The sequence below is a fragment of the Stappia stellulata genome (genome assembly GCF_020176715.1).
In the GTDB taxonomy this organism is placed as follows: domain Bacteria; phylum Pseudomonadota; class Alphaproteobacteria; order Rhizobiales; family Stappiaceae; genus Stappia.
This window is the reverse complement of record NZ_JAIVMF010000013.1, coordinates 1-26332: the sequence shown is the minus strand read 5'-3', so window position 1 is coordinate 26332 and position 26332 is coordinate 1. Positions and strand designations below refer to the sequence as shown.

The 26332-nt window shown below is 66.0% G+C and carries 20 protein-coding genes and 1 tRNA gene; 9 read left to right on the top strand and 12 right to left on the bottom strand.

Annotated features, from left to right (window positions below):
* The first annotated feature begins 22 nt into the window (after positions 1-22).
* Both ppk2 and LC092_RS15020 read left to right on the top strand, forming a co-directional pair.
* Positions 23-1120, top strand: a complete 1098-nt coding sequence (gene ppk2 / locus LC092_RS15025) for a polyphosphate kinase 2 (RefSeq protein ID WP_224807915.1) — start codon at positions 23-25, stop codon at positions 1118-1120.
* A gap of 66 nt (positions 1121-1186) precedes the next feature.
* Positions 1187-2461, top strand: coding sequence for an amidase (locus LC092_RS15020; protein ID WP_224807913.1), 1275 nt, complete (start codon positions 1187-1189; stop codon positions 2459-2461).
* A 40-nt stretch (positions 2462-2501) separates the two neighbouring features.
* On the opposite strand, the gene LC092_RS15015 is transcribed toward LC092_RS15020, so the two are convergent.
* Complete coding sequence (locus LC092_RS15015; RefSeq protein WP_224807912.1) at positions 2502-3578, bottom strand: DUF2336 domain-containing protein; 1077 nt, start codon at positions 3576-3578, stop codon at positions 2502-2504.
* 80 nt (positions 3579-3658) lie between these two features.
* Between LC092_RS15015 and LC092_RS15010 the strand changes: the two genes are divergently transcribed.
* Positions 3659-3874 (top strand): hypothetical protein, encoded by a 216-nt coding sequence (locus tag LC092_RS15010; protein ID WP_224807911.1) that lies wholly within the window; start codon positions 3659-3661, stop codon positions 3872-3874.
* Positions 3875-4211: 337 nt separating this feature from the next.
* Here the strand turns inward: LC092_RS15010 and LC092_RS15005 are convergent, their stop codons facing one another.
* The 6 genes from LC092_RS15005 to LC092_RS14980 form a co-directional block, all read right to left on the bottom strand.
* Positions 4212-4826 (bottom strand): FMN-dependent NADH-azoreductase, encoded by a 615-nt coding sequence (locus tag LC092_RS15005; protein ID WP_224807910.1) that lies wholly within the window; start codon positions 4824-4826, stop codon positions 4212-4214.
* A 196-nt stretch (positions 4827-5022) separates the two neighbouring features.
* Complete coding sequence (gene metH / locus LC092_RS15000; protein ID WP_224807909.1) at positions 5023-8754, bottom strand: methionine synthase; 3732 nt, start codon at positions 8752-8754, stop codon at positions 5023-5025.
* Between the two features lie 8 nt (positions 8755-8762).
* A complete protein-coding gene (gene metF / locus LC092_RS14995) occupies positions 8763-9677 on the bottom strand; it encodes a methylenetetrahydrofolate reductase [NAD(P)H] (RefSeq protein ID WP_224807908.1) in 915 nt (304 codons plus the stop codon).
* Position 9678: 1 nt separating this feature from the next.
* Positions 9679-10704 (bottom strand): ArsR/SmtB family transcription factor, encoded by a 1026-nt coding sequence (locus tag LC092_RS14990; RefSeq protein ID WP_224807907.1) that lies wholly within the window; start codon positions 10702-10704, stop codon positions 9679-9681.
* A gap of 416 nt (positions 10705-11120) precedes the next feature.
* On the bottom strand, positions 11121-13385 hold the full coding sequence (locus LC092_RS21285; RefSeq protein WP_224807906.1) for a mechanosensitive ion channel domain-containing protein: 2265 nt from the start codon (positions 13383-13385) through the stop codon (positions 11121-11123).
* Between the two features lie 210 nt (positions 13386-13595).
* Entirely contained in the window at positions 13596-14669 is a 1074-nt protein-coding gene (locus tag LC092_RS14980) for a DUF2336 domain-containing protein (protein ID WP_224807904.1), read from the bottom strand.
* A 240-nt stretch (positions 14670-14909) separates the two neighbouring features.
* Between LC092_RS14980 and tsaA the strand changes: the two genes are divergently transcribed.
* Positions 14910-15422 carry a tRNA (N6-threonylcarbamoyladenosine(37)-N6)-methyltransferase TrmO gene (gene tsaA / locus LC092_RS14975; RefSeq protein ID WP_224807902.1) on the top strand — a complete coding sequence of 171 codons (513 nt, stop codon included), beginning with the start codon at positions 14910-14912 and terminating at the stop codon, positions 15420-15422.
* On the opposite strand, the gene LC092_RS14970 is transcribed toward tsaA, so the two are convergent.
* Complete coding sequence (locus tag LC092_RS14970) at positions 15419-16486, bottom strand: acyltransferase family protein (RefSeq protein ID WP_224807899.1); 1068 nt, start codon at positions 16484-16486, stop codon at positions 15419-15421. The two genes, tsaA and LC092_RS14970, sit on opposite strands and share 4 nt — an antisense overlap.
* Before the next feature lie 153 nt (positions 16487-16639).
* Here LC092_RS14970 and LC092_RS14965 point away from each other — a divergent pair, with 153 nt between their 5' ends.
* The 3 genes from LC092_RS14965 to LC092_RS14955 are packed head-to-tail and all read left to right on the top strand — an operon-like array spanning position 16640 to position 18571.
* A complete protein-coding gene (locus LC092_RS14965; protein ID WP_224807898.1) occupies positions 16640-17584 on the top strand; it encodes a hydrogen peroxide-inducible genes activator in 945 nt (314 codons plus the stop codon).
* A 24-nt stretch (positions 17585-17608) separates the two neighbouring features.
* A complete protein-coding gene (locus LC092_RS14960; protein WP_224807897.1) occupies positions 17609-18238 on the top strand; it encodes a helix-turn-helix transcriptional regulator in 630 nt (209 codons plus the stop codon).
* A gap of 45 nt (positions 18239-18283) precedes the next feature.
* Complete coding sequence (locus LC092_RS14955; protein ID WP_224807896.1) at positions 18284-18571, top strand: DUF2293 domain-containing protein; 288 nt, start codon at positions 18284-18286, stop codon at positions 18569-18571.
* A gap of 4 nt (positions 18572-18575) precedes the next feature.
* Here LC092_RS14955 and LC092_RS14950 read toward each other — a convergent pair whose 3' ends face one another.
* The gene (locus tag LC092_RS14950) at positions 18576-19193 is read right to left on the bottom strand and encodes an MOSC domain-containing protein (RefSeq protein WP_224807895.1); all 618 of its coding nucleotides are present in this window, start codon (positions 19191-19193) and stop codon (positions 18576-18578) included.
* 169 nt (positions 19194-19362) lie between these two features.
* Complete coding sequence (gene ettA, locus LC092_RS14945; RefSeq protein ID WP_224807894.1) at positions 19363-21018, bottom strand: energy-dependent translational throttle protein EttA; 1656 nt, start codon at positions 21016-21018, stop codon at positions 19363-19365.
* 205 nt (positions 21019-21223) lie between these two features.
* Between ettA and LC092_RS14940 the strand changes: the two genes are divergently transcribed.
* The gene (locus LC092_RS14940; protein WP_224807893.1) at positions 21224-21481 is read left to right on the top strand and encodes a hypothetical protein; all 258 of its coding nucleotides are present in this window, start codon (positions 21224-21226) and stop codon (positions 21479-21481) included.
* Positions 21482-21937: 456 nt separating this feature from the next.
* Here LC092_RS14940 and LC092_RS14935 read toward each other — a convergent pair.
* Positions 21938-22014 (bottom strand) — tRNA-Arg (locus LC092_RS14935).
* Positions 22015-22368: 354 nt separating this feature from the next.
* Between LC092_RS14935 and LC092_RS14930 the strand changes: the two genes are divergently transcribed.
* Positions 22369-25593, top strand: coding sequence for an EAL domain-containing protein (locus LC092_RS14930; protein WP_224807892.1), 3225 nt, complete (start codon positions 22369-22371; stop codon positions 25591-25593).
* Between the two features lie 39 nt (positions 25594-25632).
* On the opposite strand, the gene LC092_RS14925 is transcribed toward LC092_RS14930, so the two are convergent.
* Positions 25633-26332: IS3 family transposase (locus LC092_RS14925; RefSeq protein WP_224807891.1), on the bottom strand; the 700-nt coding region annotated here is incomplete at its 5' end.

The window sequence follows — 26332 nt, the reverse complement described above, 5'->3', positions numbered from 1 at the left end:
AATAGACCAGGCGGACCACTCAATGCCGGCAGACAAGACCGACAAGACCTTCCCCATCGATCCCACCACCGTCGACCCCGATACCATCGACACCACCGACCCGAGCACCACAGACACCGGCATCGCCCCGAACGCGGCGCCCGAACCGCTGCCGACGGCCGCACCGGTTGCGGCGGACGCCGGCGGGGAGACGCACGACACCGAGGCCCGCCGGCGAGCGGCGGCGAGCGGCGCCGCACGCCGGCACACGCTTGCCGAGATGCGCCACGATCCGCAGGCGGTGCGCGACATCTTCGAGACCGGCGCCTACCCCTATGCGGACAAGATGCGCCGCAAGACATACGAGAGCCAGAAGGCCGCGCTTCAAGTCGAACTGCTGAAGGCCCAGCGCTGGGTGGAGGAAACCGGCCAGAAGGTTGTCCTCCTCTTCGAGGGCCGTGACGCAGCCGGCAAGGGCGGCACCATCAAGCGTTTCATGGAGCACATGAACCCGCGCGCCGCGCGGGTGGTCGCCCTGACCAAGCCCTCCGACCGCGAACGGTCGCAATGGTATTTCCAGCGCTACATCCAGTGGCTGCCCTCCGGAGGCGAGATCGTCTTCTTCGACCGCTCCTGGTACAATCGCGCGGGCGTCGAGCGGGTGATGAACTTCTGCAGTCCCAACGACTATCTCGACTTCATGCGCCAGTGCCCGCAATTCGAACAGATGCTCGCGCAATCCGGCATCCGCCTGTTCAAATACTGGTTTTCCGTCTCGCGCGAGGAACAACGCCGGCGCTTCAAGTCTCGCGAGACGGACCCGCTGAAGCAGTGGAAACTCTCGCCCATCGACCGTGCGTCCATGGATCTGTGGGACGACTACACGGAAGCCAAGGAGGCGATGTTCTTTTACACCGACACCGCCGATGCGCCCTGGACCGTGGTCAAGTCCGACGACAAGAAGCGCGCCCGGCTCAATTGCATGCGCCACTTTCTGGCGAACCTGCCCTATCCGAACAAGGACCATTCGGTGGTACGCGCGCCCGACAACCTCATTGTCGGGACCAGCTCCCATGTGATCGGCCGCGACAGCCATATTCTCGGAAAGACCCTGCACCCGGACAAAAAACGCAACGCCTAGACGCCGCAAACGCTTGAAGTTCCTTCGATTGTCGGCAAGATCTGATTCCTGAAACGGGAGGAATCGATGCTGTCAGCCCTCGACATCGCGCGCAGACTGGATGCAGGCACCCTGTCGATCGACGCGCTTTACGACGAAATCGCAGCGACGATTGCCTCGCGGGAACCGGAAATCCGCGCCTTCGTGTCCGTCGACGTGGAAGCCGCGCGCGCCGCCGCGCGCAGCACCTACGGGCCGCTCGCCGGCATGCCGATGGGCGTGAAGGACAACATCGAGACCGGCGACCGGGCCACTGCCTACGGCTCGCCGATCCATGACGGCTACCGCCCGGCCGTGGATGCGGCCGTGGTCGCGCTGGCGCGCCGTGCCGGCGCCGCCATTCTCGGCAAGACGGTGACCACGGAGTTCGCCTTCTTCAGCCCCGGACCGACGCGCAATCCCCACGATCTCGAACACACGCCGGGCGGATCCTCTTCGGGGTCGGCTGCCGGCGTTGCGGCCGGCTTCTTTCCCCTGGCGCTCGGCACGCAGACCGGCGGCTCGGTTGTCCGGCCGGCGGCCTTTTGCGGCATCGCCGGCTTCAAGCCGAGCTTCGGACGCCTTCCCGCGGTCGGCGTGAAGATCTTCTCCTGGTCGCTGGATACGGTCGGCGTCTTCGCCAAGGGCATTGCCGATGTCGCTTTCGGCGCCGGGGCGCTGGCCGACCGCGACTGGCGGGTGGATGGCGAGGTTCCAACCCCGCCGAGACTCGGGTTCGTCGAACCGCAGCCCTGGGCGCAGGCGGACGAGGAAATGACCATCGCGCTCGAGCGTGTCCGCATCGCGGCCGAACGCGCCGGCGCGGCGGTCACATCGATCTCGCTGCCACCGGTCTTTCGCGAAGCTTTTGCCGCGCACAAGACGATCCAGGATTATGAGGCAGCGCGCGCCCTGGCAGCCGAGGTCGACCTCGCGCCGGAAAAGCTGAGCCCGGTCCTGCGCGAGACGCTGGAGGAAGGCGCTGCCCTGTCGTCAGGCGCCTATGACGACGCGCAACGCACCGCGGACCAGGCGCGCCGTGCCTTTGCCGATATCCAGTCGAAGGTGGATGTGCTGGTCACGCCGTCGGCACCCGGCATGGCGCCCATCGGCCTGGCCTCGACCGGGTCGTCGGTGTTCAACCGCGTGTGGACATTGATGGGCGCGCCGGCGGCGAATGTGCCGGGTCTGCGGAGTGCGGCGGGCCTTCCGCTCGGGGTCCAGACCATCGGTGCCTATGGCGACGACCGCAAGACACTGAAGGCCGCCCACTGGCTTGAGGGCTGTCTTGCGACAGCGACGTCCGGGGTGGCGGCCCAATGACAGGTCACCGGCGGCCCGCCTGAGGCGCATAGCTCGTGTCTCAGATCTTGGCGGGCAGCTTCATTTTCTGCGCCATCGCCTTGAAGGCGCTGCGGGCCGCTTCCTCGCTCAGCTCTGCGTATTTGCGCATCGCCTCGCTCGAGGCGGTCGATGACAGCCGCATCCGCTTCGCGCGCATGCGCACGATCTTCATGTAGGCCGCATCCGTGACCCCGCTGAGGCGGCAGAGGAACAGGATCGGCATGTCGTCCTCCCGAAACACCAGCGGGACGACGACATTGTCGGGCCAGCCGACCGTACGCGCCAGCAACTGCCCCAGCTCGAAGGCGCGATCCTTGTCCGCAAAGGCGCCCACTGCCGTGTCGATGGGGACCGATCCAGCAACGGCGGCATCGATCAGCTGTTCGGTCTTCGACTTGGCGCCGTTGAACTCGCGCAACTGGATCTCGACCTCGCGCGCGGCGCGTTCGGCGATCGCCTTGACGAGCACCTCGTTGACGTTGAGATCCTTGATCCGCTGCGCCATCTCGCGCGACAGGAAGGGAACGAGCCGCTCCGCGGCGCTTTCGGGAATGTCGGGCCGTTCGCTGAGCGCTTCCTGAAGCTCGACATCCTTGCGCGCCCGCGCCACCAGAAGATCGAAGGAATCGACGCCGATGACAGCGGACTGATTGCGGGTCAGCGCGTGCAGCACCTGCGGTTCGCCGCGCTGTGCCAGAACCCGCGTCAACACGGGCTTGATTGCCTTGCGCCGGGACAAAACCAGCAAGTGGCTCGCGGGAACTTCCTCCGCGACCTCCGCGAAATCCTGATCGGACAGGCCGCGGCACTGCTCCAGAACGGGCGCGGCAACCTCAAGGTCCTGATCCGCAGCAAGCGCCTTCAACAGGTCCTTCGGCGCCTCGTCGTCTTCCGCGATCCGCTGCGACAGCGCAGACCGCGCGGCACATTCAAGCCGATCCAGCACGCGCAGGACAATATCGCCGAACACAAGGCTGACACGCTCGCGCTCATCGTCCGGCGCCCGACAGAACAGATCGGTGAGCGCCGAGACAAGTTCGCCCGTGCTTTCTGCCGATCCATTGCGCGCCAACTCGGCAAGTTGCGTCGCATTCATTGCGTTTTCCTTCACGACCTTTTCCGGAAAAAACTAGAATGCGGGGGTTTCATTCTCGTTAATCGTTGCAAATACAACCTATGCTCAATATTCGCGACACGACGCTACGTAATCTTCGGCCCGCAACCGGAAGCCCGGTGACCGCGCGCGGAGACGCCCGCCACCGCGACGCGCTGTCGCATCGCGAACGACATGAAATCAATACGTTGGGTTGCATCAAGCGCGGCGGTGGAAAAATTTGTCCCTTCCGCATTGCAGCGCAGCATCTTTTTCGCTTTGCGCGCCGGGCCGGGTAACATACCATTAACGCATAGAAAGAATGCGGGAGGCCGAACCATGACACTTGTCCGCAATCTCAATGTAATCGCCGTTTTCGCCGCCTTTGTCTTCGTGGCAGCGATCGTGGTCGGATTGATCTAGAGCATCCAGACCCCTCAACAAAGAGAGACCGCGCACCTTTCGTGCGCGGTGCATTTTGCAGGGCGCCTTGACCCACAAGGCGCCCGGCCAGCAACTTTCGCGTGCGGCGCGCGACCCCGGTGCCCCGCCTCGGGCGGGTATGATGACGCCCGGCGCCACCCTCCCCACCCGGCATGGACCGACAGCACGGACCGGAAGCACGGACCGGCAGTGTCAGGCGGCCCGCAGACGGATTGCCGCGTCGCTGACACCGCGCTCGGCCCCTGCGAGGCTTTCCTCCGCATCGAACATCAGCCGATCGGCGGCAATCACGGTCACATCGGTGATCCCGATGAACGACATGATGTGTTTCAGGTATCCGGTGGCGAAGTCGATCTCCGAACCGACGGTGGTACCGCCGGAGGCCAGCAGCAGGATTGCCCGCTTGTCCGTCAGCAGCCCTTCCGGTCCGTTCTCCGTGTAGCGGAAGGTCTCGCGGGCCCGCGCGATCAGATCCACCCACGCCTTGAGGGCTGCGGGAATGCCGAAATTGTAGATCGGCACGCCGATGAGAAGCACGTCGGCCGCCTTGACCTCGGCAACCAGCGTGTCGGACAGCGCAAGCCGCGCCTTCTGGTCTGCGTTGCGCTCGGCCGGGTCCGTGAAATTCGCCGCCACCCAGGCCTCGTCGACGACGGGCAGGCCGGCGGCGACGTCGCGAATGATCGTGGTGACCTCGGTGCCGCCCTCACCCAGTTCGGTAATTGCGCGATCCGCGAGGCGGCGGGTGACGGAGCCTTCGCGGCGGGCCGACGAATCGACCTTCAGGACAGTCAGGGATTTGCTCATATCAATCTCCGGAATTGGTGGTGCCAGGCGGCACCGTTTTCTGTTTCCGAAGATATGCCGCTACGCGAACGGTGATTAGGGCTGTTTTTGTAAACGATCTATTCAGCGGCACAGAGGCGACGCAAACGGCCCGCGCGGACATGGTCTGTGCGGGCCGATGAAGGGGGGCGGACAGGTTCCGAAGGTCGGGCGGTGTCTACTCCGCCGCCTCCCGCTGTACCGGATCATAATTGAGGATCGGCGCGAGCCAGCGCTCCGCCGTTGCCAGGTCCCAGCCCTTGCGCACGGCGTAATCCTCGATCTGGTCGCGCTCGATGCGGCCGACGCCGAAGTAGTGGCTGTCGGGATGGGCGAAATAGAGTCCCGACACCGACGACCCCGGCCACATGGCATAGCTCTCGGTGAGCGTGATGCCGGCCGTGTTGGGCGCGTCCATCAGATCGAACAGCGTGGCCTTTTCCGTGTGGTCGGGCTGCGCGGGATATCCGGGCGCCGGGCGAATGCCCTGGTAGCGCTCGGCGATCAGATCCTCGACCGACAGGTCCTCCTTCGGCGCATAGCCCCAAAGCGTCTTGCGCACCCGTTCGTGCAGCCGCTCGGCAAAGGCTTCCGCCAGCCGGTCGCTGAGCGCCTGGGCCAGGATCTTGTTGTAGTCGTCGCCGGCCTCGACGTGGCGCGAGACAAGCTCGTCCTCGCCGTGGCCGGCGGTGACCGCGAAGCCGCCGAGATAGTCGGCAATGCCGCTGTCTTCCCCGGCAACGAAATCCGCCAGCGCCAGGTTGGCACGCCCGCCCTGCCCGCGCTGCATCTGCTGGCGCAGCGTGTGCAGCACGGTGCGCTCGCGGGCGCGGTCCTCGTCCTCATAGAGCACGATGTCGTCGCCGCGGCGCGCCGCCGGCCAGAAGCCGACCACGCCTTTGGGGGTCAGCAGCCGGTCGCGCACGATCTCGTCGAGCATGCGCCTTGCGTCGTCGAACAGGGCCGATGCCGCTGGACCGTAGCGGTTGTCGGTCAGGACCGCCGGATAGGTGCCCTTGATCTCCCAGGTGGAGAAGAACGGCGTCCAATCGATGGCGCTGGCGAGATCCTCAAGCGACACGTCGTCGATGACCTTCGTCCCCAGGAAGGACGGGGCGACCGGAGCATAGGCGTCGAAGGATGGCTTGAAGCTGTTGCTCCGCGCCTGGGCGATCGAGGTGCGCTTGCCGCCCGAGCGCGAGCGCGCATGGGTTTCCGCCGCCTTGACGTAATCCGCGCGCACGCCCTCGATGTAGCTGTCGCGATGTTCCTCGCTCAAGAGCTTGGAGACGACGCCGACCGCCCGGCTGGCGTCGGTGACATAGACCGCCTGGGAGCGCTTGTAGTTCGGGTGGATCTTCACCGCCGTGTGGATCAGGCTGGTGGTCGCGCCGCCGATCAGAAGCGGCACGTCGAAGCCCTCGCGCTCCATTTCCGCCGCCACGTTGCACATCTCGTCGAGCGACGGCGTGATCAGGCCGGAGAGCCCGATGATGTCGACCTTCTCCTTCTTCGCCGTCTCCAGGATCTTCGCGGCCGGCACCATGACGCCGAGATCGACCACTTCGAAATTGTTACACTGGAGCACGACGCCGACGATGTTCTTGCCGATGTCATGGACGTCGCCCTTGACGGTGGCCATCAGGATCTTGCCGGCGCTCGGCATGTTCTCGATGCCCTGCTCGCGCTTCTCCGCTTCCATGTAGGGCATCAGATAGGCGACCGCCTGCTTCATCACGCGCGCGGATTTCACCACCTGCGGCAGGAACATCTTGCCCGCGCCGAAGAGATCGCCGACGACATTCATGCCGTCCATCAGCGGTCCCTCGATCACATGCAGCGGCCGGTCCGCGCGCGCGCGCGCCTCTTCCACATCGGTGTCGATATAGTCGGTGATGCCGTTGATCAGCGCATGCTCGAGGCGCTTTTCCACCGGCCACTCGCGCCAGGCGAGGTCCTGCACCCGCTGCTTGCCGCCCTTGCCCTTGAAGCGCTCGGCCGCGTCCAGCAGCCGGTCGGTCGCATCCGAGCGGCGGTTGAGGACGATGTCCTCGGACAGGTCGCGCAACTCGGGATCGAGATCGTCATAGACCGCAAGCTGGCCGGCGTTGACGATGCCCATGTCCATGCCCGCCTGAATGGCGTGATAGAGGAACACGGAGTGCATCGCCTCGCGCACCGGCTCGTTGCCGCGGAAGGAGAACGACAGGTTCGACACGCCGCCCGACACATGCGCATGCGGCAGGTTCTCGCGGATGAACCGCGTCGCCTCGATGAAATCGACGCCGTAGTTGTCATGCTCGGGAATGCCGGTCGCGACCGCGAAGACATTGGGATCGAAAATGATGTCTTCCGGCGGAAAGCCGACCTCGTTGACGAGCAGCTCATAGGAGCGCTTGCAGATCTCGGTCTTGCGGGCCTGCGTGTCGGCCTGGCCGTCCTCGTCGAAGGCCATGACGACGACCGCCGCGCCATAGCGGCGCACGAGTTTCGCCTGGGCGATGAAGGCCTCGACCCCCTCCTTCATGGAGATGGAGTTGACCACGGCCTTGCCCTGGACGCACTTCAGGCCGGCCTCGATCACCTCCCACTTGGAACTGTCGATCATCACCGGGACGCGGGCGATGTCCGGCTCGGCCGCCACCAGGTTCAGGAAGGTGACCATCGCGTCCTTGGAATCGAGCAGGCCCTCGTCCATGTTCACGTCGATGATCTGCGCGCCGTTTTCCACCTGGCTGCGGGCAACCTCCAGCGCGGTGTCATAGTCGCCGGTCTTGATCAGCTTGCGGAAGCGGGCGGAGCCGGTGACATTGGTGCGCTCGCCGACGTTGACGAAATTCGTCTCCGGCGTGATCACGAAGGGCTCCAGACCCGACAGGCGCATGCGCCGGGGCGGCTCGACCACGACGCGCGGCGCATGCGGGGCCACCGCCTCGGCGATGGCGCGAATGTGCTCCGGCGTCGTGCCGCAGCAGCCGCCGACGATATTGACCAGCCCACTCTTGGCGAACTCGCCGACCAGCTCGGCCATCGCCTCGGGGCTTTCGTCGTATTCGCCGAATTCGTTGGGCAGGCCCGCGTTCGGATAGGCGCTGACCAGCGTGTCGCAAATGCGCGACAGCTCGGCGACATGAGCACGCATTTCCTTGGCGCCCAGCGCGCAGTTCAGCCCGAAGGAGAACGGGCTGGAATGGCGCAGCGAGTTCCAGAAGGCTTCCGGCGTCTGGCCCGACAGCGTGCGCCCGGAGAGATCGGTGATCGTGCCGGAAATCATCACCGGCAGCTTGCGGCCGATTTCCTCAAACACCTCGTCGATGGCGAAGAGCGCCGCCTTGGCGTTCAGCGTGTCGAAGATGGTCTCGACCAGAAGCAGATCGGCGCCGCCCTCGATGAGGCCGCGCGCGGCTTGCGCATAGGCAATCTTCATCTCGTCGAAGGACACGGCCCGGAAGCCCGGGTTGTTGACGTCCGGCGAGATCGACAGCGTGCGGTTGGTCGGCCCGAGCGCGCCGGCGACGAAGCGCGGGCGATGCGGCTCGCGCTCCGTGACGATGTCGCAGGCGGCCCGCGCCACGCGTGCGCCTTCCAGGTTGAGCTCATAGGCGAGCTCCTCCATGCCGTAGTCGGCCTGGGCGATGGTGGTGGAGGAGAAGGTGTTGGTCTCGACGATGTCCGCGCCGGCCTCCAGATAGGCCACGTGGATGTCGCGGATCGCCTCGCCCTGCGTCAGGTTCAACAGGTCGTTGTTGCCCTGCAGGTCGCTTTTCCAGTCCTTGAAGCGCTCGCCGCGAAAGCCGGCCTCGTCCAGCTTCAGGTCCTGGATCATCGTCCCCATGCCGCCATCGAGAACGAGAATGCGCTCGCGGGCGGCGGCATTGAGGATCGCCGCTGCGTTCTTTGAATTGGTCATATCTGCTCTCAGGCCGCCTGCTTTTCTTCCGGCGCCGGGCGCAGGCCCAGCGTGTGACAGATCGCATAGGTCAGTTCGGCGCGGTTCATCGTGTAGAAATGGAAGTCGCTGACGCCCCGGTCGACGAGGTCGAGCACCTGCTCGCAGGCCACCGCCGAGGCGACCAGCTTGCGCGTCTCCACATCCTGGTCGAGGCCCGCGAAGCGGCGCACCAGCCAGTCCGGGATCGACGTGCCGCATTTGGCGGAAAACACCATCGTCGTCTCGAAGTTGACGATCGGCAGGATGCCCGGAACGATCGGAATATCAATCCCGGCGGCGCGGACCTTTTCCAGGAAGGTCTCGAACAGGTCGTTGTCGAAGAAATACTGGGTGATCGCCCGCGTCGCGCCGGCATCCACCTTGCGCTTCAGGTTGTCGATCTCGGTCGCCCAGTCCGGGCTTTCGGGATGGCGCTCGGGATAGGCGGAGACCGAAACCTCGAAATCGCCGATGCGGCGGATGCCCTCGACCAGGTCGCAGGAATAGGCATAGCCGTCGGGCTGCGGCTTGTAGATCGCGCCGATGCCCTCCATCGGATCGCCGCGCAACGCGACGATGTGCTTGACGCCGAGCGCCTGATAATCGCGCACGATCGCATCGACCTCCGCGCGCGAGGAGCCGACGCAGGTCAGATGCGCGGCCGGCGAAAGATCGGTCTCGCGCAGGATGCGCTCCACCGTGCGGTGGGTGCGCTCGCGCGTCGAGCCGCCCGCGCCATAGGTCACCGATACGAAGTTCGGTGACAGCGGCTGCAGGCGCTCCACGGCCCGCCACAGCGAGGCTTCCATCTTTTCCGACTTGGGCGGAAAGAACTCGAAGGACACGGAAACATCGGCGCCGGAGCCAAGCTCGAAGCGGCGGAACTTGTCAGTGGACGGCATGTCAGGCGACCTCCTGGGTCATGTTGAGCTCCGGCAGATCCGACACAATGCGCGGATCGCGGGCCAGCCAGATGGTGACGGTAAGGCGATCGGCATCCCCGGCATCGGGCGCCAGATCGCGGGTGAGAACGACATCGAGGCCGGCATCGGCGAGCCATCGGTTCATTTGATCATGCGCGAAACCGAGACGACGGTGAGCGTGGGTATCGCGCAGGAATTCGAGACTGTGCGGCGCGAAATCGACGATCAGCAGCCGTCCGCCGGGACGCAGCGCGCGCGCCGCCTCCTCGATGGCGCGACCGGGGTCGTCGAGATAATGCAGCACCTGATGGATCGAGATCAGGTCGAAACTGTCGGTGGGCACATTGAGCGCATGAATGTCGCCCTGACGCACCTGCGCGCTCTTCACGCCCTGACGCGCCAGATTGGCGCGGGCGACGGTCAGCATGTCATGGCTCGCATCGATGCCGAGCGCCTGGGAATACTGATCGCGCAACAGCGACAGCAGGCTGCCGGTGCCCGTTCCCAGATCCAGCATCGCGCCGAAGGGCTTGTCGCCGATGGCCGCGCGGATCGCCTCCTCCACCGCGGCCTCGGGCACATGAAGCGAGCGCTCCTGGTCCCAGGTCTTGGCCTTGGAGGCGAAGAAGGCGGCCGCGGCTTCCGCCTTGGCGCGACGGGTTGCGGCAAGGCGCACCCGGTCCCCGGCCAGCACCGCATCCTGCGGATCGAGCCGCGACAGCAGCAGGCGCACCAGATCGCCCATCGCCCCGTCGCCGAGGCGATAGAACACCCAGGCCCCTTCCGGAAAACGCTGCACCAGCCCCGCCTCGGTCAGAAGCTTCAGGTGACGCGAGATCCGCGGCTGGCTCTGGCCCAGAATGACGGTGGCATCCTTGACCGTCAATTCGCCATCCGCCAGAAGCGCCAGCAGCCTGAGACGCGTCGCCTCGCCGGCATTTCGCAGACCGGCAAGCAGGCTCTCGAGACTGAGCTGATCGAGGCTGAACTGTGTGTTGTCGGACATGCCGAACCCTCGCGACTAAGATATAAACATATCTTTATACCTATATCGCACGCCGTTCAAGCCTTGCGTTTCCGGCGGCGACGGGTCCCTTGCGATCCCGCAATGCGGAAACGGGGTGCCGGACATGCCGGCACCCCGCGAGAGTGATGACAAGCCCTGAAGAATCGTCATCCCGGCCGAATGCAATGAGAGCCGGGATCGGGGAGGCACTGCCTGTCGGCTTCTTTTGGCTTGAAAATTATAGGCCTTTGGCTCTCCGATACCGGGTCGCGCTGACGCTTGCCCGGTATGACGCCTGGAGCAGCTCCACCTTTGTCAGCAGCCTGACGGGGTGCCGGACATGCCGGCACCCCATTTTGTCGGGTCCATTGCGCGCGCCCCGACCGCGCCCCGGTCGCACGCCTTGTTGCAAACAGCTAGCGGCCGTCGGCGGCGGTCGCGGCGCCTGCGCCTTGCCCCTCTTCCAGGGTGGGGAGCACGGCGCCGCCGATTGCCTTCTTCTCCGCCTCGGAGAACTCGCGCGGATCGTTGGGATCCTGCGACACGCGCACCGTGACCTCGCGGTGGGCGAAATGAATGCCCTCGCGTTCGCACAGGTCGCGGATGCCGGCGTAGACCACCTTGCGCAATTCGAACTGGTCGCCCGGCCGCGTCATGAACTTGACGCGCACGATCATCGCCGAATCCTCCAGTGCCGTGACGCCCTGCGACTTCACCGGCTGCAGGAACTTCGGCCCGTAATCGGGGTGCTCGAGCAGCTCCTGGCCGAACTTCTTGATCAGCTTGCGCATCTTTTCCACGTCGGTGTCATAGGTGACGCGGAAGGCGAGCTTCATCACCGCCCAGTCGCGCGAGAAGTTCTTCACGAAGCGGATCTCGCCGAAGGGCACAGTGTTCAGCGGGCCGTTGTGATGGCGTAGCTGCATGGAGCGGATCGAGATCTTTTCCACCGTGCCCTTCACGTCGCCGATGTCGATGTATTCGCCCTTGCGAAAGGCATCGTCGACCAGAAAAAACGCACCCGAGAAAATGTCGCGAATGAGCGTTTGCGCGCCAAAGCCGACCGCCAGACCGACGACGCCGGCACCGGCGAAGAGCGGCGCGATGTTTACCCCGACCTGCGACAGGGCGATCATGCCGGCGATCACCACGATGGAGATCAGCAGGAAATTGCGGAAGATCGGCAGAAGGGTCGCAAGGCGGCTCTCGCCCGCTCCGCCGATCTCGTGATCGTCGTCCTTCTTGTCCGCGCCGCCGCCCTCCAGAACGATCTGGCGGTCGATGGCGATGGCAACGGCCTCATAGGCCATATACCCCAGAAACAGGATCAGCCCGATCTCGAACAGGTTGGCGAGAAAGAAACTGTCGTCGGTGAGCGGGATGCCCCAGGTCCTGAACAGAAAGGCGGCGGCCGCCACCAGCGAGAGGATCGCCGCGCCGTGCTCCAGCAGCCGGCGGTAGGGCGTGCGCGCGCCTTCCGCATCCATCGCCTCGGCGCGCGCCTGGGCAAGGCTTGCATCCTCGTCGACGCTTTCGCCCTGGGTCACCGCGGCACGGGCGATATCTTCCGCCGCCTGCGCCTGGGCGCTGTCGCTGTCGAGCCGGGGCAACAGCCACTTGTCGATCACCAGCACGAGCACGCCATAACCGACGGCCCAGATCAGCAGCGCCATGATCGGCGCGCCGACGAGCCCGAGCGCCGCCGGCAGATCGAGCAGCACCCGCACGGAGGAGACCAGGAAGGCGCCTGCGAAATACAGCAACGTCAGCGGAAGCCAGACCAACGTGACGACGCGGTGCCCGGCGCCGAGGACGGTCCCGCCCTCCTGCGGGGCGGCGATCAGGCCGGTCAGCGCCTTCCGGTAAAACACCACCACCGCCGAGAGAAGCAGGCAGGCGACGCCGGTCGCGACGATCAGCGCGAGCTTGTGGGCATTCGGGTCGAGCCCCATCGCCGCCATCCAGCCGCACAGGGCAAACAGCGCGTGCGAAAGCGCCGCAAGCCCGATCAGAGACCGGTACAGGCCGTGTGCATCGCGATCCTCAAGACGCAGCATCCGCTGGGCGGAAACGCCGGGCGCCAGCACATTGAGCAAGACGATGCGCAGCAACAGGAAGGTGGCAACCGCCTCCAGCCCGACCAGCGCGGTGACGCGCGACGGCGGATGCCCGGAAACGAAGGCGAGCGCGATCACCACCGCCACCACCGCGAATCCGGCAAGGGCGACCGCCATGATCGCGGCCCGCGACAGGAGATAGGCGATCCTGTCGGCCCGTTCGGGCGTTGCCGCATCGTAAAAGCGCAGGAAGCGCAACCGGCCCCAGCGCTCGACGAGGCGCAGGACCGCCGTTCCCGCCAGGATGGCCAGCACCAGCACGACGGCGGTCTTCCAGACCCAGTCCAGCGTGCCGTCCGGCGAACGTTCCAGCAGCGCGCGCGTTGTCAGCTGCGGCAGAGCATCGAGTGACTGCAGCGCCTGCCCGAGGGCATCGCGCACCTTGAAGACCAGAACCCGGTGATCGCCGCCCGCGGACAGGCCGTCCGAAGGCGACGACGGCGCGCTCGCCTCCGCCGCAGCGGGGGGGCCGGCCGCCGGGGCGTCGGTCTGGGCATGACCTTTCTGGGTGAAACCGGAAAGAGATGCGAGCGCCAGAAACGCAAGCAAAAAAAGACGCCTCACCGCGCGTCCGGACGGACATCCCGATCCACAGTCGCGTGCCATTTGAAAAACCCCGCCTGTAAACCCGTCAAAACAACGGGTTATAATCAGCGGACAATAGACGCCGGCGCCCATGAAAGCCAAGCAGGAACGCGGCCGCCGAAGAGATTGCCTTGAAACGCCGGCACGCCTGCGCCGGGCCCGGCCGAGGGCGGCGTGCGCCCTCGCCCGTCAGCTCGCCAGACGGCCCTGCCACTGATTGAGCAGCTGCCGCGCCGACTGCGGAATGATGCTGGCGTAACGCTCGACCACCCTGGCACGCTCCGCCGCCGGTAGGCGGTACCGCCACGGCCCGATGGTGAGCAGCGTGTCGACGGTCGTGGCTTTCAGCCCGCAGGCCTTGGCCACGATCAGGAAGGGGTCGGTGTCGAGACGCACCATCCAGTGCTTGGCCTCTTCCAGTCCGATGTCGCCCAGCATGGCGAAGGTCGCCACCACTTCCGCGAAGCGGTCCTGCTCGGCAAACCGCAACAGCGTCTGCTCGTCGAGCCCCGGCCCCCGCGCCAATGCCAGAACCCGCCCCATGGCGGTTTCGAAGTCGTAGCGTTGCAGCCAGAAATCGTTGGACAGGCGTTGCGCGGCAGCCTTCGCCGCCGCCGGAAGCGCCTCGGCACCGGACCCGGCCGCCTCGAACAAGCGAATGCGCACGCGTTCGCCGGCGAGTTCCGCAAGGCGCGAGATCTCGGCCTCCTGCAGGTCGCCGCGCTCGGCAAGGGCCAGTTGCAGCTCCTCGTCGATTGACGCCGCATCCAGCAGGCGCGACACGCCAAAGGACGACAGGCTGGCACCGGCGTTTTCCGCGACCGCGCGCTTCACCGGATCGCCGCCCTCCTCGACCAGCACATCCGTCACCAGTTCCGACAGGATCTCGCGGGTCGCGATCGCCATACGGTGATCGTCGCCGCAGTCGCGGGCAATCTCGATGAGATCGACATCGCGCAGAACCGTGGAGCGTTCCAGCAGCGGACGGGCAACGACAATCTCGTCCTGGGCCAGCCGGCGCACCGTATTTTCCGGGGCGCGCCGCAGTTTCGCGAGCCGATCGGCGATGAACGCCCGCGCCTGCGCCTCCACCATGTCCGCCAGGCGCACCAGCACATGATCGTAGGTTTCGATCTGTTCGTCCGAACAGGTCTCCGAGGTGAACGAAAAGAGCGTCGCGACGTTTCGCGCCAGATCGTTGCGCCGGGACATATCGTCCTCCAGCGCCAAGGCCTCGAAGTTTACAAGCTCCGTGTTCGCCATGATCAACATCGCCTTGCTGTGGTCAAAGACTTCATGATTCGAGATTTACCACGCGCCGGATGAACAAAAATGAATCCACGCTCCTCAAGACTTAAGCTTGTTTGAATCGAACAAGAGCAGAGTTTTCGACGATTTCGACTAAAATTCGAGGCATTCGGCCCGCACCGGGTGACAGGCTGGCCGTTTCGGGGAAACACTGCGCGCGACACCGCGCATCGCGCACGCCACCAGGAGAGCTGAATGACCCACCCCTCGGCAAAATCGCCAAGGCCCGGAGAGCAGAAACTGGCGACCGACCCGGCACAAATGCCGCAAAATGCCGGCATCATTTTCATCGGCCACATCGAAACACCCTGGAAAACGACGCAGGATTGCCCCCGCAACGGGCGTGGCAGCGATGCCGTTTGCCGGGTCCACCTCCGGCCGGCGTTTCGCGAGGGACTGGCCTCGGTGGAGACCTGCAGCCATCTCTACCTGCTCTACTGGATGCATCAAGCCCGCCGCGACCTGGTCGTGCAAGCGCCGTCCTTCGCCGCCCGCCCGCACGGCTGTTTCGCCCTGCGCTCGCCGATCCGGCCGAACCCGGTGGCCCTGTCGGTGGTGGAGCTGGTTGCCATGCGCCCCGACGGCTTCGACGTGCGCGGCCTCGACTGTGTCGACGGCACGCCGCTTGTGGACATCAAGCCCTATTTCGCCGGAACCGACAGCGTGCCACAGGCGCGCGTCGGCTGGCGCGAGGAGGAGGAGTCCTAGGCGGCCCTGATCCGGGCAAGGGCAAAAGCCCGCACCCCGGCGCCGAACGCCCGGATCGCGCGCGCCGCCGGCGTTTCCAAGACGCTCGAGATCAGCAGCGCGACCGCGGTCAGGCCGGCGATCAGCGCCAGCGTGGTGCCGGCAAAACCGATGGCCGGCACCAGCAGGAAATAGGCGGCATAGCCGATGTGCTGGTGCAGCAGGTAGAAGGGGTAGGTCGCGCGTCCGGCAAGGGACACCGGGCCAACCGGCACGGCGCCGGCCGGCAGCCGCACGAGCAGGGCAAGCACCAGCAAGCCGGCAGAGACGCAAGCCAGGACGACCGGGATCGAGAAGACAGCCCCCGCATAGGCCTCCGGCAGTTTGGCCGCACCGGCGGCCGCGCCGGCAAGCGCCTGCACGAAGGCGGCGACGAGCACAACCCCGGCGGCCGTCTCCCCGCGCTCCAGCGCGCGCAGCATCATGCCGAAGGCGAAGAAGCCGGCGAACTCCGTCAGGAGCAGGCGGCGCAGCAGGTCGCTCTCCACGACAGCGAGGTCGAGCGCCGCGATCACCAGCCAGACGGCGGCGACCCAGACCTGCCAGTTACGCCAGACCCGGGCGACCATCAGCAGTCCAACCCAGCCGTAGAAGATGATTTCCGCGACGATCGACCAATAGGCGCCGTCCATCAAGGGCTGGCCGAGGAACGGGGCGAGCATGGTCAGGTTAGCGAGATATTGCGTCAGGCCGACGGGAAGGCCGAGCTCGGGCACCGCGAGCATGACCGCAGCCGTCAGGCTCATGCACACGACATAGGTCGGCCACAGCCGCGCGATCCGGGCGACCGCAAAGCCATAGGCATCGCGGCCCTCGGTCGAAATCGAGATCACATAGCCGGAAATGGCGAAAAAGACCGACACGCCGAGATAGCCGTAGCGCGCCAGCCCGCCCGGGTCGCCGGCCATCAGCGGGCCCGCCTCGCCGGTGACCTGCATGCGAAAGCCGAAGTGGAACCAGGCCACGGCCGCGACGGCCAGGACCCGCAACACATCCAGTCCGGGACGGCGGGCGGCCGCTGTCATGATGTCCGTCTCCCCATCGCGATCGCTCCACCATTCCAGAAGCGGGTTAAAGGGAGTTGAAAGCACCCGCGGACGGGCCTGTGGCCGATCCCGTCCCAGGGCATAAGGCACAGCCACATTGATTTGCGCCACCGATAAGAATACTTGTCAGGCATGCTCACCCTCAGACAGCTCCGCTATTTCGACGCCCTCGCCCATCATCTGCACTTCGGCCGCGCCGCCGATGCGGTCTCGGTGTCGCAACCGGCACTCTCGATGCAGATCCGCGAGCTTGAGGCAACGCTCGGCATCGCGCTGGTTGAGCGCCAGCCCAATGCGGTGCGTCTGACGGAACAGGGCCGCGAGATCGCCCGACGGGCCGCGCGCATCCTCGCGGAAAGCCGCGACCTGCTCGACTATGGACGCCACGCCGGCGAGGTCCTCACCGGGTCGCTGCGGCTCGGCATCATTCCCTCGATCGCGCCCTATCTGCTGCCGCGTGTGCTGCCGGCGCTGACCGAGGCCTATCCGAATGTCGACCTGCAGGTGCGCGAAACGCTGACACAGGGGCTGTTGAGCGAGCTCGGCCAGGGCAACCTCGACGTGATCCTCGCGGCGCTGCCGCTGGAGGGAACCGACATCGAGAGCCGCGCCCTGTTCGACGACCGCTTCCTGCTTGCGGTGCGCAACCGCCCCGATCTCGACGAGCGCACGCGCATTGCGCCGTCAAGCATCGACGGATCGACGCTGCTCCTGCTCGAGGAAGGCCATTGCCTGCGCGACCAGGCGCTGAACTACTGCGAGGGCGTGCGTCCCGAGGGGCGCTCGACCTTCGGCGCGACGAGCCTGTCCACCGTGATGCAGATGGTGGCGGCAGGCTACGGCGTGACGCTGCTGCCGGAGCTTTGCGCCTCGGTGGAGGTCCGCGACGACCGGGTCAGTCTCCTGCGCTTCACCGACCCGCAGCCGCAACGCAGCGTCGGCCTCGCGTGGCGCCGCTCCTCGCCGCGCAAACGCGATTTCGACGCGCTCGGCGATTGCATCCTCGACGCGCTCGAGCGGCCGCTCGCCTCCCCGCGCCAACCGGGGATTGCCGACGACAACATCTTGACATTGTAGTCCAGGCACGTCGCAATCGCGGCCATGATCGAAGGCACCGACGTTTCCTCCATCAGCAGCATGGCCGTTCTGTTTCGGATCCTCGACACCCAGGCGCGGGCCGCCTTCGTGCTGGACCGGTTGGCCAAGGTCGCCGCGCAGAACGAATTCGCCCTGCACCTCCGGCAAACGGAAAAGCTGTTCACGCCCTGCGAGCGCAGTGGCGATCGGCTGGAATTCGTCAATCCTCTGGCCCAGCGCGGCTTTTCCGGGGCGCTCGCCGCGGTTTTCGATCCGACGGGCAGCGCGAAACGGCCCCGCGATCTGACGCTGGCCAACAGCCCGCGTCCGCTGTTTGCCGAACTCCACCCCGTCACCCTGCCGCCGGCCGGCGCCCGCGCGACGCCGGGCAGGCAAACCGGCGCCGTCCTGATCCTGACGCTTCTCGACACGGTCCCGGCCGCATTGGAACCCCGGCTCAGGATGGTGTTCTCTCTCACCGAACGCGAAACCGCCGTTGCCGCCTCGCTCGCCTCGCCCAGGACCGAGGCCGAGATCGCCGACGGGCTCAACATCAGCGCGAACACGCTCAGAACCCATCGCAAGACGATCTACGCCAAGCTCGGCGTTGCCAGCCGCGCGGAATTCGCGACGCTGATGGCACGGCTGGTGTGAGGGCGGAAAATGCAGCGCGGCGGCGGCACCAAACGGCAAAAGGACATGCGCAAACAGCTAAGGCTGATGGCGCCGCGCATTCCCTTTTCCGATTCAGAGCCGGTGATCGAGGCCGCGCTCGCCGGCCACTTGCGCCATCTGCCGCCGTCGATCGCCCTGTGGCAGGCGCTCGCCGCGCGCGTGCGCCATGAACACACCGACTATGACGCGCTGCTTGAGGACGGCTACGAGCGGGATGCGGCGCGCTTTTTCGTCATCGACGACATGAACGCCGTTCTGGAACACTGGGGATCGGCGCGCCGCGTCACCTGCGACGAGGACGACGGCGTCTGATGGCTCAGCGATAGAGCCAGTGCTCGGGCACATGGGCGACGACCTCTTCGCCCGGCCGGATCACGCCGGGGCGCTCGACATAGGCGACAAGACCGCGCTGGCGCCGGGCAAGCCGCGCGAAACTGAGGTCCAGCCCCTCCCGCTCCGGGTAATGCGCGGCAATGGCGCCACCGGCGATCCGGCAAGGGCTGTTGTCGCCGTCGACGCGCAGCACCACCCCGCCGGCGAAGACCATCCGCGTGCGCGGCGGAAGCAGCGTCAGCCGCGGCAGGCCTTCCGTCAGCACATTGGCGCCGATCCAGCCGGCGTCGACACGTTGGATGTCCATGGCTTTGGCGATCGCCGCCAGCTCTTCCAGCGAGACAATGGAGATCTGGCGCTCGTTGCACATTTCCGTGCCACGCGGGTACCAGGGTTCGCGCCCGCCCGACTTGCGGGTGAAGCCGGCATGGCGGTCGCCGGCAATCCCCTCGAAGCCGAGCTTGAGCGCGGCCGTCCAGCGGGTCTGGAAATCATCGGCATCGGGGGTCGCATAGACCTTGGAGACCAGCCCCGTCACCTTGCGCGCCGGCACGATCTCGAGGTCGTCGGCCGTCTCCCGTCCAAACAGATCCGCAGTCATCGCGCGCCGTCCTCGCCTTTGCCGGTGGCCTCCGCCGCCACAAGTTCTCCTGCGACCCTTTAAAGACCAAACCGCCGGGAATGAAAACCCGGTTGCCGATGGCGAAAACAGGAACGGCGGGCCCGGTCAGGCCCGCCGTCGGTAGTCTTCAGGTCGTCCCCGGGAAGGATCAGCGCGTCAGCGGCTTGTACTTGATGCGCCGGGGATTGGCGGCATCGGCGCCGAGACGGCGGATCTTATCCTTCTCGTAGTCCTCGAAGTTGCCTTCGAACCACTCGACATGGCTGTTGCCCTCGAAGGCCAGCATATGCGTCGCCAGACGGTCCATGAACATGCGATCGTGGCTGATCACGACGGCGCAGCCGGCGAAATCCTCAAGCGCGTCTTCCAGCGCCGCCAGCGTCTCGGTGTCGAGATCGTTGGTCGGTTCGTCGAGCAGCAGGACGTTGGCGCCCGACTTCAGGATCTTGGCCAGATGCACGCGGTTGCGCTGGCCGCCGGAGAGCGAGCCGACCTTCTGCTGCTGGTCGCCGCCCTTGAAGTTGAACGACGAGCAATAGGCGCGCGAGTTGATCTCCTTCTTGCCGAGGTAGATCACCTCCTGGCCGCCGGAGATTTCCTCCCACACCGTCTTGTTGGGATCGAGCGTGTCGCGCGACTGGTCGACATAGCCGAGCTTGACGGTCTCGCCGATGGTCAGCGTGCCGGAATCCGGCTGTTCCTGACCGGTCAGCATGCGGAACAGCGTCGACTTGCCGGCGCCGTTGGGACCGATCACGCCAACGATGCCGCCCGGCGGAAGCTGGAACGACAGGTCGTCGATCAGCAGCTTGTCGCCATAGGCTTTGGAGATGTTCTCCACGTCGATGACGTTCTGGCCGAGCCGCGGCCCGGCCGGGATGAGGATCTGCGCGGCCGGGTTGTTGAGCCGGTCCTCGTTGGCCTTCAACAGCTCGTCATAGGCCTTGATACGGGCCTTCGACTTGGTCTGGCGCGCCTTCGGGCTCATGCCCATCCACTCGCGCTCGCGCGACAGGGCGCGCTGGCGGGCGACATCCTCGCGCGATTCCTGCTCCAGCCGCTTCGCCTTCTTTTCCAGATAGGCGGTGTAATTGCCCTCGTAGGGAATGCCGTGGCCGCGGTCGAGCTCCAGGATCCAGCCCGTGACATTGTCGAGGAAGTAGCGGTCGTGGGTGATGATCAGCACGGAACCGGGATATTCCCGCAGGTGCTTTTCAAGCCAGTTGACCGTTTCCGCGTCCAGGTGGTTGGTCGGCTCGTCGAGGAGCAGCAGGTCGGGCTGGTCGAGCAGCAGCTTGCACAGCGCGACGCGGCGACGCTCGCCGCCCGACAGATTGTCGACCGGCCAGTCGGCGGGCGGGCAGCGCAGCGCTTCCATCGCCATCTCGACCTGCGATTCCAGATCCCACAGGTTCTGGCTGTCGATGATGTCCTGGAGCTTGGCGCCCTCTTCCGCCGTCTCGTCGGAATAGTTCATCATCAGTTCGTTGTAGCGGTCGAGGATCGCCTGCTTGTCCGCAACGCCGAGCATGACGTTTTCCAGAACCGTCTTGCTCTCGTCGAGCTGCGGCTCCTGCGGCAGATATCCGACCTTGGCACCGTCCGCCGCCCAGGCCTCGCCGGTGAACTCCTTGTCGAGACCGGCCATGATCCTGAGCAGCGTCGACTTGCCGGCGCCGTTGGGGCCGAGGATGCCGATTTTCGCGTCCGGGTAGAACGACAGATGGATCCCGTCGAGAACCTTCTTGCCACCCGTGTAGGTCTTGGTGAGACCGTGCATGTGATAGATGAACTGGCGCGCCATAGGTGCCTGCCACTCCGCTGATACAGGTGAGGGGAAACTGGGGTGTTGTCTTAGTCGAAGCGCCGCCCGGGAGCAAGGCCCGCGCGGCAGCCGCACCCGCCTGTCCATGCCGCCGGTCGTGCGATTGCCCGCCTTGCGTTTACCCGCCGTTCACCAAGCGGCGTCAGGATCGCGGCGGGCTGGGCAAACCCCAAGGATGTGTGTCATGCGTCTTCCTCGATCCGCCGGCATCGCCGGCATTCTCGCTCTCGCGCTGATGGTGAGCGCCTGCGGCTCGAACCGGTTCGAGCGCGGCGTGACGGGCGGCGCCATCGGGACCGCCGCCGGCGCAGGTGTCATGGCGGTTGCGGGCGGCCCCGTGCTGGTCGGCGCGGCCGCCGGTGCGGTTGGCGGCGCTGCGATCGGCGCGCTCACCAACGAATGCCAGATCGACCTCGGACCGCAGCGACCCAACGGCTGCTGACCGGCGTCGCTTCCTATACGCGCGGGCGCAACGCCCGCGCGCCTTGCCTGCGACCGGTTTCACGCCTCTCCCCGCGCCCGGGCAGGACACGGTCCGGAACACCCGCACGGAAAGCCGCAAATCCGAGCGAAATCGTCAGATTGCATATGACAACGTATGCAACCGTTGCGGATGCCGCTTTAGCTTCCTACCATTGAGTGCTGCCTCGCGACGACCGGTCCTGCCACACGGCAAACGGTCCGGGAGCGCGAGAAGGGATTGGGCAATCGAGGGGGGAACGCATGAGCTGGTCATTGCTTTGGGTGGATCAATGGTCGGGATGCCCCGACCGTCCGGCGCAGGCGCGCGGGCTTTTCCTGACGGGAGGCGCCGCACAGCCGGACCGTCCCGATGCCAGCGCCATGGACGCGGCCCATCGGGCGTTGCAGGAGATCGCGGCTGTCGAGGACAAGGAAGTGGTGATCCCGGCAGGATTCGAACCTGCGACCCTCAGATTAGGAATCTGATGCTCTATCCTGCTGAGCTACGGGACCGGCGCGCAAGGCGTCTATGATGTCCTGATACCAAACCGGGATGAAAAATCAATTTTCATCGTGATTTGCCGGCCGATCAACGGCCCTTTTTGCGCAAGCGACGTTCCGGGAGGCGCCTGAGAGACGCGCCGCGCGGCGTTTGCCAGCCTGCGCCATGCCACAGATGATCGCCACATATCGCCCGAACGAGGTCTTGCGTCCTCCTTGTTGATTTAAACAGGATCCGCGCATCAGACTTGCAAGGTTTCTCTAACGACTCAGTCACTGCTGTGGTTATCTGCGAAGGTGTGACCAGCCGGTGGGGTCCGGCTAGCCGATGGCCGCATGCCCCCTGTTCCCAAAGCGGAGCGCGCGATGGACGGACTGCAATCCGGTTCGAGGCCGGACCACGATCTCCTCCAAAATTGCGACAGCCTGATCGCGGCGCTCGGTGCACTCGGTCAACCGGCCTGGATTTTCGATCGTTTCGGACGCTACGCCTTTCAGAATGCGCTGGACCGCGACACCTTCGGTGACATGACCGGCCTCGCGCCGACGGAAACCGGCCTCGGACCCGAGCTCGGACGCGAATGGCTCGAGATGCACCTGCGGGTGATCGCCGGGGAAGAGGTTCGCTACGAGCGCGAAATGGACACGGCCCGCGGCCGTGTGATCTCGGAGACGACGATCTCGCCCATCGTCGTTGCGGGACACATCGTCGGCGGCGTCGGCGTGTCCGTCGACCAGACCCTGCGGGCCCGCGCGGAGCAGCGCCTGCAAAGCGCGCACAAGCGCCTGCGCGACTATCTCGACGTTTCCTCCGACTGGGTCTGGGACACCGATGCGGCCCATCGCGTCACCGAGGTGCTCGGCGACGGCGAGCGGCTCGGCCTCGACCTGTCGGGCTGGATCGGCGCGCGGCTTTGGGATCTCGCCGACGACGATCCGCCGCCGGCAGGCGGATGCCAGACCCTCAGGGAGCGGATGGAGGCGCGCCAGCCCATCTCCGACGTCGTCTTCGCGCTGCGTCGCCGGGACGGCCGCATCCTCTGGGTCGAGCTCAGCGGCCGGGCGATGCAGGACGAGAGCGGCGCGTTCTGCGGCTACCGGGGCGTGGCCCGCGACGTCAGCGCCCGCGAGGACATGTCCCGGGCGCTCCGCCGCTCCGATATCGTGATCCGGGCCGTCGACAGCACGGTGATCCTCTGCGACCTCGACGGCCGCATCGAATGGGTCAACCCGGCGTTCGAGCGCCGAACCGAATTCAGTTTCGAAGAGGCGCGGGGCAGGATGGCGGACGAGTTGCTCAAATGTCCCGAGACAGATCCCTCGACCCTTGCCGAGATTGCCGAAGCCCTGGCGGCCCGGCGGGAAATCCGCCGCCAGTTGCTGACCCGGTCGAAATCCGGCCATCTCTACTGGGTCGACCTGACAATCCGGCCGATTGTCGGCGCCGGCGGCCGCGTCGAGGGGTTTGTCGGGGTGCACACCGATGTGACCGAGCTGGTCGAGGCCCGACAGCGCACCAGCGCCATCGTCGAAAACGTCGCGGCCGGGATCGTGCGCCACGACGCGTCCGGCGAGATCATCGGCTGCAATCCGGAGGCCTGCCGGCTTCTCGACCTGACCGAAGAGCAGATGACCGGTCGGGAGTTGGCGGATCCGCGCTGGGCCACCGTCTATCTGGACGGCCGGCCGCGCCCCGCCGAAGAAATGCCCTCCTCGATCGTGTTGCGCACCCGCAAGCCCATCCGCAACGACACGGTCGGGATCCGGCTGCCCGGCGGCACCATCCGCTGGCTGCAGGTCAACGCACGCATCGCCCCGTCCGAGCTGAACGACGACATCGAGGTGATCGCCAGTTTCATCGACATCACCCGGGACGAGGAGCAGCGGCGGGACCTTCAGGAGGCGCGCGCATTGCTCAAGGACGTGATCGACACCATTCCCGACGCGATCGAGGCCTACGACCGCGAGGACCGGCTGATCCTCCACAACCGCTCCGCGCTCGACCTGCACGGCCCGGCGGCCGCGGCCGTGCAGATCGGCGCCCGCTTCGAGGACATCCTGCAAAGCGGGCTCGCCGCGGACCATTACGCCCATTCCGGCATGACCCAACAGGAGCGCCGGCGCTGGCTGGAGGCAAGACTGGAACGGCACCGCAACCCGAAGGCCGACGGCGAGGTTCAAAAGCTTGCAGACGGTCGCTGGCTGCAGATCCGCGAAAGACGCTCGGTCTCCGGCGTGACCGTCGGCGTTCACACGGACATCACCGCCGTGAAACAGGCGGAACTGGCGATCCGGGCCATCGCAGAGACAGACGGACTGACCAAGCTCGCCGTGCGCGCAGTGGTGATGCGCGAGATCGAGGCGGCCCTGGCGCGGGCCGGCACCGACGGTGCGCAGGGTGCCGTGGCGGTCGTCGATCTCGACCATTTCAAGACCGTCAACGACACGCTGGGGCATGATGCGGGCGACAAGCTGCTGATCGCGGTCGCGGAACGGCTGCGCGCAATGGTCGAGGAGGACAGCCATGTCGCGCGGCTGGGCGGCGATGAATTCGCCCTCCTCCTCGCCGGACACGATACGGCCGAGGCGCTCGTCGAAACGATCGATACGATGCACGCCCTGCTGAGCCGCCCGGTGAGCTTTGAAGGCAAACGCATGTGGCCAGGCGTGTCCCTGGGTGTCGCCGTCTACCCGAGGGATGGCGCGAGCGCGCCGGACCTTTTGAAGAACGCCGATATCGCGCTCTACCAGACCAAGGCGCGCGGGCGGAACGGCTGGACCCTGTTCAACCCCGAACTGCGCCACGGAGTTGAACGGCGCCACGCCCTGGCCGAGGCCCTGCGCGCCGGCATTCCAGGCGGACAGATTGCCATCGCCCTGCAGCCGGTCGTGTCGATGACCGATTCCGGCGTCTATTCCTTCGAGGCGCTGGCGCGCTGGACCTACCAGGGGGCGCCGGTGCCGCCGCTGGAATTCGTTTCCGTCGCCGAGGAGAGCGGCCTCGGCGTCCAGCTCGGTCAATGCGTCATCGAGGGCGCCTGCAAGCATCTCCAGCGTCTGGAAGCCGCCGGCATCGTGCCGGGCCATGTCGCGATCAACATCGCCACGTCGCAACTGAAGGATCCGGGGTTTGCCGACTGGCTGGCGAAATGCCTGGTGCGCTTCGCCCTGACGCCGTGCCGCCTCGAATTGGAGGTGACCGAGACGGTGCTGCTCGACAAGGCGACGGACCAGGTTGCCAACACGCTTGAGCGGCTGCGCGCGATGGGCTTCGGGATCGCGATGGATGATTTCGGAACCGGCTACGCCTCCCTCGCCCACCTCAAACGCTTCCCGGTCTCCAGGCTCAAGATCGACAGGTCCTTCGTCGACAATGTCGGCGAGGGCGGCGGCGACGCGGTGATCGTGCGCTCCATCGTCGACCTGGCCCACAGTCTCGGCATGACGGTGATCGCCGAAGGCGTGGAAACCGCGGCGCAACTCGCGTTCCTGCGCGCCTGCGGCTGCGACTTCGTGCAAGGCTACCTGATCGGCCGCCCCACCACCGACATCGAAACCCTCTGCCAAACCCCTCCGCGCCTGCCGGGGTAAGCGGCCACATGGCCTGCTGCCGGTTTTTCGGACACGAGGTTAAGCTAGCATAGCTCGTTCCTCGAACTCCACGGGGCTCAAGTAGCCCAGTGTCGAGTGCCTGCGCCGCGGATTGTAGAAGCGCTCGATGTAATCGAACACATCCGCCCTGGCGTCGTCCCTCGTCCTGTAGACCTTGCGGGCTGTGCGCTCGGTCTTGAGCGAGGAGAAGAAGCTCTCCATCGCCGCATTGTCCCAGACATTGCCCGATCGGCTCATCGAGCAGGTGATGCCGTGGTCGGCCATCAGGCGCTGGAACTGCCCGCTCGTATATTGGCTCCCCTGATCCGAATGATGCATGAGGCTGTCGGGCCTGCCTCTCCTCCAGATCGCCATGATGAGGGCGTCGGTGACGAGCTGGGCCGTCATCTCGGCCTTCATCGCCCAGCCGACGACGCGGCGGGAGAACAGGTCGATGACGGCGGCGACATAAAGCCATCCCTCCGCGGTCCAGAGATAGGTGAAGTCGGCCACCCACTTGCGGTTTGGAGCCGCCGCCTCGAACGCGCGGTTGAGACGGCTTTGCGATACCGCTGCACGCTCGCCCGTGTCCTTCGGTAGCCCACGCCGGCGGGGTCGCGCCCGCAGGCCGTTCTCCCGCATCAGCCGCTCGACGCGGTGCAGACCGCAGGCGAAGCCATCGGCGAGGACATCGTGCCAGATGCAGCGTGCGCCATAGGTGCGGTCGCTGCTCTTGAAG

Bases quoted from the DNA above. Each gene is read 5' to 3' on its own strand.
- ppk2 (WP_224807915.1), top strand. From the start codon at position 23: ATGCCGGCAGACAAGACCGACAAGACCTTCCCCATCGATCCCACCACC.
- LC092_RS15020 (WP_224807913.1), top strand. From the start codon at position 1,187: ATGCTGTCAGCCCTCGACATCGCGCGCAGACTGGATGCAGGCACCCTG.
- LC092_RS15015 (WP_224807912.1), bottom strand. From the start codon at position 3,578: ATGAATGCGACGCAACTTGCCGAGTTGGCGCGCAATGGATCGGCAGAA.
- LC092_RS15010 (WP_224807911.1), top strand. From the start codon at position 3,659: ATGCTCAATATTCGCGACACGACGCTACGTAATCTTCGGCCCGCAACC.
- LC092_RS15005 (WP_224807910.1), bottom strand. From the start codon at position 4,826: ATGAGCAAATCCCTGACTGTCCTGAAGGTCGATTCGTCGGCCCGCCGC.
- metH (WP_224807909.1), bottom strand. From the start codon at position 8,754: ATGACCAATTCAAAGAACGCAGCGGCGATCCTCAATGCCGCCGCCCGC.
- metF (WP_224807908.1), bottom strand. From the start codon at position 9,677: ATGCCGTCCACTGACAAGTTCCGCCGCTTCGAGCTTGGCTCCGGCGCC.
- LC092_RS14990 (WP_224807907.1), bottom strand. From the start codon at position 10,704: ATGTCCGACAACACACAGTTCAGCCTCGATCAGCTCAGTCTCGAGAGC.
- LC092_RS14980 (WP_224807904.1), bottom strand. From the start codon at position 14,669: ATGGCGAACACGGAGCTTGTAAACTTCGAGGCCTTGGCGCTGGAGGAC.
- tsaA (WP_224807902.1), top strand. From the start codon at position 14,910: ATGACCCACCCCTCGGCAAAATCGCCAAGGCCCGGAGAGCAGAAACTG.
- LC092_RS14970 (WP_224807899.1), bottom strand. From the start codon at position 16,486: ATGACAGCGGCCGCCCGCCGTCCCGGACTGGATGTGTTGCGGGTCCTG.
- LC092_RS14965 (WP_224807898.1), top strand. From the start codon at position 16,640: ATGCTCACCCTCAGACAGCTCCGCTATTTCGACGCCCTCGCCCATCAT.
- LC092_RS14960 (WP_224807897.1), top strand. From the start codon at position 17,609: ATGATCGAAGGCACCGACGTTTCCTCCATCAGCAGCATGGCCGTTCTG.
- LC092_RS14955 (WP_224807896.1), top strand. From the start codon at position 18,284: ATGCGCAAACAGCTAAGGCTGATGGCGCCGCGCATTCCCTTTTCCGAT.
- LC092_RS14950 (WP_224807895.1), bottom strand. From the start codon at position 19,193: ATGACTGCGGATCTGTTTGGACGGGAGACGGCCGACGACCTCGAGATC.
- ettA (WP_224807894.1), bottom strand. From the start codon at position 21,018: ATGGCGCGCCAGTTCATCTATCACATGCACGGTCTCACCAAGACCTAC.
- LC092_RS14940 (WP_224807893.1), top strand. From the start codon at position 21,224: ATGCGTCTTCCTCGATCCGCCGGCATCGCCGGCATTCTCGCTCTCGCG.
- LC092_RS14930 (WP_224807892.1), top strand. From the start codon at position 22,369: ATGGACGGACTGCAATCCGGTTCGAGGCCGGACCACGATCTCCTCCAA.